Consider the following 7690-nt stretch of genomic DNA (forward strand, 5'->3'; position numbering starts at 1 on the left):
CGAGCCCGGCGCCGCGCCGTACGCCGGAGTGGGTCGCCGAGACCGGCCGTGATCGAAAACAATGGCGGTATGACTTCCGCGCCCGCGCCCCGCATCCGTGCCCGGTCCTTCGACGCCGCCGCCGCGCAGTACTCGGCCAACCGGCCCGGGTATCCCGGGGAGCTGTTCGACGCCCTCGAAACGCTCGCCGGGCGGGGGCTGCGCGGTGCCAGGGTGGCCGACGTGGGGGCCGGTACCGGCATCGCCACCGGGCCGCTGCGCGCCCGCGGCGCGGACGTCGTCGCCGTCGAACCCGGCGACGGCATGGCCGCCGAATTCCGGCGGGCGAACCCGGGGATCCCGCTCGTGCGCGGGGACGGCGACCGGCTGCCGCTCGTCACCTCCGGGTTCGACTTCCTCACGTACGCCCAGGCCTGGCACTGGACCGACCCCGCCCGCTCGGTCCCCGAGGCCCGCCGCGTGCTCCGCCCCGGCGGGGCGCTCGCGCTCTGGTGGAACGACATGGACCCCGCCGTCCCCTGGATCGCCGAGCAGGACGAGCGGATCCGGACCCTCTTCGGCGCCGAAGGGCCCGCCGCCCGTCGCGCCCTGCCGCCCGGGCCGGAGTTCACCACGCGCGAGGTCCGCTGGTCGCGCCGGATCCCTCTCGAGGTCCACCTCGCCAACCTCGCCAGCCACTCCGCCTTCCTGATGCTCGGCCCGGCCGGCACGCAGGAGTTCGTCGGCGCGGAACGGGCCCGGCTGACCGCCCTGTTCCCGGACGGGACGGTCGAGGAGCGCTACGTCGTCACCCTGGGCGTGGCCCTCGTATGAGCCCCCGCCACCGCCCGGCCCGCCGCCACCGCCCCGCCCCGCCCGCCGCTACCCCTTGAGCTCCCCGAGCACCGCCTCCCGGCACGCCGACGGCGAGCCCCACGCGTCGCGCAGCGGCCGCGCCTTGCGCAGCCACAGGGAGAGGTCGAGCTCCTCCGTGTAGCCGACGGCCCCGTGGAGCTGCAGCGCCGTCATGGCCGCCGCGTACGCCGCCTCGCCGGCCGCCAGCTTCGCCGCCGCGACCTCCCACGGCGTCAGGCCCAGCGCCGCCGCCCACACCAGCGGCCGGGCGAACTCCAGGGCCAGCAGCGTGTCCGCCAGCCGGTGCTTCACCGCCTGGAAGCCGCCGATCGGCGTCCCGAACTGCGTGCGCTGCTTCACGTACCGCACCGTGCTCGCCAGCAGGGCCTCGCCCACCCCCAGGCACTGCGCGGCCGTCAGCAGCCGCGCCCAGTCCAGGGCCGTGCGAGCCGCCGCGAGGACCCGGGGGCCGGTCGCCAGCGGCTCCCCGTCCGGGGCGGGCCGGGACAGCCGGCGCGCCGGGTCCGTGGACCGCAGCGGCCCGCCCTCCCCGCCGCCCGCCAGCCGCAGCCCGCCCGCCGCCGAGACGGTGAAGCAGTACGCCGCCGCGTCCGCGTCGAGGGCGTACGGACCGCCGCCCGGCAGGGTCAGCGTGGCCAGGGCCTCGCCCGCCACCAGGCCCGGCAGGAAACGCTTCGCCGGCCCCTCCTCCCCGAGCCGCGCGAGCTCCGACAGCAGCACGGCCGCCGCGGCCGTCTCCACCACCGGCCCCGGCACCCCCGCCCGACCCAGCTCCACGAAGCCGAGCGCCAGCTCCACCGGCAGCGGCCCCAACCCTCCCAGGTCGCCGTGGGCCTCGTCCGCCGCGAGCGCGCACAGTCCCGTCCCCGCGAGCCGCGACCACAGCGCCCGCCCCGGTCCGTGGTCCCCCGCGCCCCAGGCCCGTACGGCCGCCGGGACCTGCGAGGCGTCGAGCAGGCCGCGCAGCGTACGGGCGAAGTCCGACTGTTCGCCGGTCGGCAGGAAGCGCATCAGCGGCGGCCCTTCGGGAGGCCGAGCAGCCGCTCGGCGATGATGTCGCGCTGGATCTCGTTCGTGCCCGCGTAGATCGGCCCGGCCAGCGAGAAGACCCAGGGCTCCGCCCACGCGCCCTCCGCCAGCTCCGCGTCCGGGCCCAGCAGGTCCAGCGCCGTCTCGTGCAGGGCGATGTCGTACTCCGACCAGAACACCTTGTTCAGGCTGGACTCGGCGCCGATCCGCTCACCCGCGGCGAACCGCGAGGCCGCGGCCCAGGTGAACAGCTCGTACGCGCGCGCCCCGACCACCGCGTCCGCCACCCGGTCCCGCGCCGCGGTGTCCGCCGGATCCCCCTCGGCCCGCCACAGCGCGCGCAGCCGCTGCGCCGCCGCCAGGAACCGGCCCGGCGAGCGCAGCGTCAGGCCGCGCTCGTTGCCCGTCGTCGACATGGCGATCCGCCAGCCCTGCCCCGGCTCCCCGATCACGTCCGCGTCCGGTACGAAGACCTCGTCCAGGAACAGCTCCGCGAAGGCGGGCTTCCCGTCCAGCCGGCCGATGGGCCGCACCGTCACTCCCGGCGCCCGCAGGTCGAACATCAGGTACGTCAGTCCCTGGTGCGGTTTCGGAGCCTGCGGATCCGTCCGGAAGATGCCGAAGGCCCGGTCCGCGAAGGCCGCCCGCGAGGACCAGGTCTTCTGCCCCGACAGCAGCCAGCCGCCCCCGGTGCGCACCGCCCGCGACCTCAGCGAGGCCAGGTCGGAGCCCGACTCCGGCTCCGACCAGGCCTGCGCCCAGATCACCTCGCCGCTCGCCATCGGCGGCAGCACCCGCGCCCGCTGCTCGGCGCTCCCGTGGTCGAAGAGGGTCGGCGCGAGGAGGCTGATGCCGTTCTGCGAGACCCGGCCGGGCGCACCGGCCGCCCAGTACTCCTCCTCGAAGACCAGCCACCGCTCGATGTCCACGCCCCGGCCCCCGTACTCGGCGGGCCAGGACACCGCCGACCAGCGGTCCGCGTGCAGCCGGGCCTCCCAGGCCCGGTGCGCGGCGAAGCCCTCCGCGGTCTCCAGGGAGGGGAGGGGGGAGTCCGGGACGTGTGCGGCGAGCCAGGCGCGGGCCTCGGCCCGGAAGGCGGCCACCTCCGGTGCATGGGTCAGGTCCATCAGTTGTCCGCCTCCGTCGCACGGCCCGCTCGACACTTCCCTAACAAGTGTTTGGTAGGTTAACGTACGGCCATGAGCGTGAACACCCCCAACGCCCCCGACTACGTGCCGGGTCACGGGCTGCTCCAAGGCCGTACGGCCGTCATCACCGCCGCCGCCGGAGCCGGGATCGGCGGGGCCACCGCCCGCCGATTCCTGGAGGAGGGCGCCCGCATCGTCATCGGCGACGCGCACGCCCGCCGTCTGAAGGAGACCGAACAGGCCCTCGCCGCCGAGTTCGGCGCCGGCCGCGTCACCTCGCTGCCCTGTGACGTCACCGACGAGGACCAGGTCGGGGCCCTGTTCGCGCTCGCCGAGCAGACCCACGGCGGCCTGGACGTCGTCGTCAACAACGCCGGCCTCGGCGGCACCGCCGCCCTCGTCGACATGAGCGACGAACAGTGGGGCAAGGTCCTCGACGTCACCCTGAACGGCACCTTCCGTTGCACCCGCGCCGCCCTGCGCTCCTTCCGGGCCTCCGGCCGGGGCGGGGTCGTCGTCAACAACGCCTCCGTCGTCGGCTGGCGCGCCCAGACCGGCCAGGCCCACTACGCCGCCGCCAAGGCCGGGGTGATGGCGCTGACCCGCTGCGCCGCGCTGGAGGCTGCCGAGTTCGGCGTACGGGTCAATGCGGTCGCCCCGAGCCTGGCCATGCACCCGCACCTGGTGAAGGTCACCAGCGAGGAACTGCTGACCGAGCTGACGGCCCGCGAGGCCTTCGGCCGGTACGCCGAGCCGTGGGAGGTCGCCAACGTCATCGTGTTCCTGGCCAGCGGCTACTCGTCGTACATGACGGGCGAGACCGTCTCGGTCAGCAGCCAGCATCCGTAGCCCCAGAATGGGCCCGTGCCAACGAACCAGCCGAAAGCCACACCGCCAGCCAAGAAGCCCCAGGTGAGCGCCTCGCCCGAGCGCCGTCGCGAGCTCCTCGACACCGCCGCCGAGGTCTTCGCCGCGCAGGGGTACAACGCCACCACCGTCCGCAAGATCGCCGACGCCGCCGGCATGCTCGCCGGCAGCCTCTACTACCACTTCGATTCCAAGGAATCGATGCTCGACGAGATCCTCTCGGCCTTCCTGACCGAGCTGTGGCAGGGCTACGACACCGTCCTCGCCGCCGGCCTCGGCCCCCGGGAGACCATCGAGGCCCTCGTCACCGAGTCCTTCCGGGAGATCGACCGGCACCGCGCCGCCGTCGCGATCTACCAGAAGGAATCCCGGCACCTGTCCGCGCAGCCCCGCTTCCACTACCTCTCCGACTCGCAGCAGAAGTTCGAGAAGGCCTGGCTGGGGACGCTGGAGCGCGGGGTCGCCGCCAAGGTCTTCCGTGCCGACCTCGACATCCGCCTCACCTACCGCTTCGTACGCGACACGGTGTGGGTGGCGGCGTCCTGGTACCGGCCGGGAGGACAGCACAGCCCCGAGGAGATCGCCCGCCAGTACCTGTCGATGGTGCTGGACGGGATCGCCGTACGCAGCTGACCCCGAAGGAGCGCCCGCCATGCCCGAGGCCTACATAGTCGACGCCGTACGCACCCCCGTGGGACGGCGCGGAGGAGGCCTGTCGGGCGTCCATCCGGCCGACCTGGGCGCGCACGTCCTGAAGGCGCTGGTCGAGCGGTCCGGGGTGGACCCGGCCGCCGTCGAGGACGTGGTCTTCGGCTGCCTGGACACGGTCGGCCCGCAGGCCGGGGACATCGCCCGCACGGCCTGGCTGGCGGCGGGGCTGCCGGAGGAGGTGCCGGGGGTCACGATCGACCGCCAGTGCGGCTCCTCGCAGCAGGCCGTCCACTTCGCGGCGCAGGGAGTGCTCTCCGGCACCCAGGACCTGGTCGTCGCGGGCGGGACCCAGAACATGTCGATGATCCCGATCGCCTTCGCCTCACGGCAGGCGGCGGAGCCGCTCGGCCTCACGCAGGGCCCGTACGCGGGCAGCGAGGGCTGGCGGGCCCGGTACGGGGACGCGCCCGTGAACCAGTTCCACGGCGCGGAGCTGATCGCGCGGAAGTGGGGGATCTCGCGCCGCGACATGGAGGAATTCGCGCTCCGCTCGCACCGCCGGGCGATCCGGGCCCTCGACGAGGGCCGTTTCGCGCGCGAGACGGTGGCCTACGGGGACGTGCGCGTCGACGAGGGCCCGCGCCGGGACACCACCCCGGAGAAGATGGCGGGCCTGAGGCCCGTGGTCGAGGGCGGCACGATCACCGCGGCCGTCTCCTCGCAGGTCTCCGACGGGGCCGCGGCCATGCTGATCGCCTCCGAGCGGGCGGTGGCGGAGCACGGGCTGCGCCCGCGGGCCCGCATCCACCACCTGTCCGTACGGGGGGAGGACCCGATCCGGATGCTCTCGGCCCCGATCCCGGCCACGGCGTACGCCCTGAAGAAGACCGGCATGTCGCTGGACGACATCGACCTGGTGGAGATCAACGAGGCGTTCGCCCCGGTGGTCCTGGCCTGGCTGAAGGAGACGGGGGCCGATCCCGAACGGGTGAACGTCAACGGAGGGGCCATCGCGCTGGGTCATCCGTTGGGTGCCACGGGCGTGAAACTGATGACCACGCTGCTCCACGAACTGGAGCGCACGGGCGGCCGTTTCGGGCTCCAGACCATGTGCGAGGGCGGTGGCCAGGCCAACGTCACGATCATCGAGAGGCTGTAGTCGGGGGGCCTCCGGGGGCTCCGCCCCCGGATCTTCCCCGCCTGAGGCGAGCCTGAGGCGCAGGCGGGGCTGGGTGCCGGCGCCGAGGTGTGCTAGGTTGGTGGGCGTTGCAGTTGTGGTACCCATGAACTTTATGTGCGCCTGACGGGAATGTTCCTCAGGCGCTTTTATTGTTTTGCCGGACTCTCCGGATGGGGCCCTTTGCCGCCTATTCAGGAGATTTAAAATGGCACTTGGCACCGTGAAGTGGTTCAACTCGGAAAAGGGCTTCGGCTTCATCGAGCAGGACGGTGGCGGCCCGGACGTCTTCGCCCACTACTCGAACATCGCCACCCAGGGCTTCCGTGAGCTCACCGAGGGTCAGCGCGTCTCGTTCGACGTGACCCAGGGCCAGAAGGGCCCCCAGGCGGAGAACATCCTCCCCGCCTAATTGCTTCAGCTTGCCGGGGTCCGCACCGCAAGGTGCGGGCCCCGGCTTGTCTGCTGTTTCGCACCTTTGCTTTACCTTGCCGGTTTCAGGAGGGCTTTCTCGCATGACCAGCTCCAGCTCCGCACGACCCAGCCGCCGCCCCACCCGGGGTCGAGGTGCGGCCCAGGGACGTCCGAAGGCTGGCGCGGGACGGCAGAAGTCCGCCCCCGTCGCCCGGCCCCAAGAATTCACCATGCCCGAACCGCTGACCCCGGCGCTCGCGCCGGTCGCCGCGTTCGAGGACATGGGCATGCCCGAGGCGCTGCTGAAGACCCTCGCCGCCCAGGGCGTCACCGAACCGTTCCCGATCCAGGCCGCGACGCTGCCGAACTCGATCGCCGGCCGTGACCTGCTCGGCCGCGGCCGCACCGGCTCCGGCAAGACGCTGGCCTTCGGCCTGGCGCTGCTGGCCCGCACCGCCGGCCGCCGCGCCCAGCCGAAGCAGCCGCTCGCGCTGGTCCTCGTACCGACCCGTGAGCTCGCGCAGCAGGTGACCGACGCCCTGGCCCCGTACGCCACGGCCGTCAACCTGCGCACCACGACCGTCGTCGGCGGCATGTCGATCAACCGGCAGTCCGGCGCCCTGCGCCGCGGCGCCGAGGTGCTCGTCGCCACCCCCGGCCGTCTGAAGGACCTCATCGACCGCGGTGACGCCGACCTCTCCCAGGTCGCGATCACCGTCCTCGACGAGGCCGACCAGATGACCGACATGGGCTTCATGCCGCAGGTCACCGCGCTGCTCAAGCAGGTCCAGCCCGAGGGCCAGACCATGCTGTTCTCGGCGACCCTCGACAAGAACATCGACAAGCTCGTCAAGATGTTCCTGCACGACCCGGTCGCCTTCTCCGTCGACCCGTCCGCCGGCGCGGTCAGCACGATGGAGCACCACGTCCTGTACGTCATGGACGAGACCGACAAGAAGGCCGTGGCGACGCGCATAGCCGCTCGCGACGGCCGGGTGATCATGTTCGTGGACACCAAGCGCGGTGTCGACCGCCTGGTCAAGAAGCTCCTGGCGGACGGCGTCCGCGCCTCCGGCCTGCACGGCGGCCGTTCGCAGCCGCAGCGCAACCGGACCCTGGACTGGTTCAAGACCGGTGAGGTCACCGCGCTGATCGCCACCAACGTGGCCGCGCGCGGCATCCACATCGACGACCTCGACCTGGTCGTCAACATCGACCCGCCGACCGACCACAAGGACTACCTGCACCGCGGCGGCCGTACCGCGCGCGCCGGCGAGTCCGGAAGCGTGGTCACCCTGGTGCTGCCCGACCAGAAGCGGGACATGTCCCGTCTGATGTCGGACGCCGGGATCTCCCCGCGCACCGCGCAGATCAAGTCCTCCGACGAGGAGCTGTCCCGGCTGACCGGCGCCAAGGAGCCCTCGGGCATCCCCGTGGTGCTGGAGGTGCCGCAGCAGCCGGCCCCGGCCAAGGCGCGCGGCGGCTCGGGCGGTGGCTCCGGCTCCCGCCGCCGGTCGGGCGGCGCCCGTACCGGCTCCGCCGCGGGCGG

8 protein-coding genes are annotated in these 7690 nt (G+C 73.3%); 6 read left to right on the top strand and 2 right to left on the bottom strand.

The genetic code is table 11. The annotated features are described in order from the left end of the window. Window positions 1–69: 69 nt before the first annotated feature. Window positions 70–813 (top strand): class I SAM-dependent methyltransferase, encoded by a 744-nt coding sequence (locus K7B10_RS29190; RefSeq protein WP_229340577.1) that lies wholly within the window; start codon window positions 70–72, stop codon window positions 811–813. Window positions 814–861: 48 nt separating this feature from the next. Here K7B10_RS29190 and K7B10_RS29195 read toward each other — a convergent pair whose 3' ends face one another. Together K7B10_RS29195 and K7B10_RS29200 are read right to left on the bottom strand one after the other, a co-directional pair. Further along, window positions 862–1866: an acyl-CoA dehydrogenase family protein gene (locus tag K7B10_RS29195; protein WP_229340580.1), complete on the bottom strand. Its 1005-nt coding sequence runs from the start codon at window positions 1864–1866 to the stop codon at window positions 862–864. Further along, the gene (locus K7B10_RS29200) at window positions 1866–3011 is read right to left on the bottom strand and encodes an acyl-CoA dehydrogenase family protein (RefSeq protein WP_229340582.1); all 1146 of its coding nucleotides are present in this window, start codon (window positions 3009–3011) and stop codon (window positions 1866–1868) included. Before K7B10_RS29200 ends, K7B10_RS29195 begins: the two co-directional genes overlap by 1 nt. A gap of 72 nt (window positions 3012–3083) precedes the next feature. Here K7B10_RS29200 and K7B10_RS29205 point away from each other — a divergent pair, with 72 nt between their 5' ends. The 5 genes from K7B10_RS29205 to K7B10_RS29225 all read left to right on the top strand — a co-directional run. Then, window positions 3084–3881, top strand: a complete 798-nt coding sequence (locus K7B10_RS29205; RefSeq protein ID WP_229340584.1) for an SDR family oxidoreductase — start codon at window positions 3084–3086, stop codon at window positions 3879–3881. Between the two features lie 63 nt (window positions 3882–3944). Then, window positions 3945–4532, top strand: a complete 588-nt coding sequence (locus tag K7B10_RS29210; protein ID WP_037845172.1) for a TetR/AcrR family transcriptional regulator — start codon at window positions 3945–3947, stop codon at window positions 4530–4532. Window positions 4533–4551: 19 nt separating this feature from the next. Beyond that, window positions 4552–5709 carry an acetyl-CoA C-acetyltransferase gene (locus tag K7B10_RS29215; RefSeq protein ID WP_229340588.1) on the top strand — a complete coding sequence of 386 codons (1158 nt, stop codon included), beginning with the start codon at window positions 4552–4554 and terminating at the stop codon, window positions 5707–5709. Window positions 5710–5935: 226 nt separating this feature from the next. Then, window positions 5936–6139 carry a cold-shock protein gene (locus K7B10_RS29220; protein WP_008743912.1) on the top strand — a complete coding sequence of 68 codons (204 nt, stop codon included), beginning with the start codon at window positions 5936–5938 and terminating at the stop codon, window positions 6137–6139. A gap of 103 nt (window positions 6140–6242) precedes the next feature. Next, window positions 6243–7690 (top strand): DEAD/DEAH box helicase (locus tag K7B10_RS29225; protein ID WP_229340590.1); only part of this gene is annotated, 1448 nt, incomplete at its 3' end.

It is taken from the genome of Streptomyces flavotricini (genome assembly GCF_020639365.1).
GTDB classification, from domain to species: Bacteria; Actinomycetota; Actinomycetes; order Streptomycetales; family Streptomycetaceae; genus Streptomyces; species Streptomyces flavotricini.

Excerpts from the sequence above, each read along its gene's own strand:
- K7B10_RS29190 (WP_229340577.1), top strand. The coding sequence starts at position 70 with ATGACTTCCGCGCCCGCGCCCCGCATCCGTGCCCGGTCCTTCGACGCC.
- K7B10_RS29195 (WP_229340580.1), bottom strand. The coding sequence starts at position 1,866 with ATGCGCTTCCTGCCGACCGGCGAACAGTCGGACTTCGCCCGTACGCTG.
- K7B10_RS29200 (WP_229340582.1), bottom strand. The coding sequence starts at position 3,011 with ATGGACCTGACCCATGCACCGGAGGTGGCCGCCTTCCGGGCCGAGGCC.
- K7B10_RS29205 (WP_229340584.1), top strand. The coding sequence starts at position 3,084 with ATGAGCGTGAACACCCCCAACGCCCCCGACTACGTGCCGGGTCACGGG.
- K7B10_RS29215 (WP_229340588.1), top strand. The coding sequence starts at position 4,552 with ATGCCCGAGGCCTACATAGTCGACGCCGTACGCACCCCCGTGGGACGG.
- K7B10_RS29220 (WP_008743912.1), top strand. The coding sequence starts at position 5,936 with ATGGCACTTGGCACCGTGAAGTGGTTCAACTCGGAAAAGGGCTTCGGC.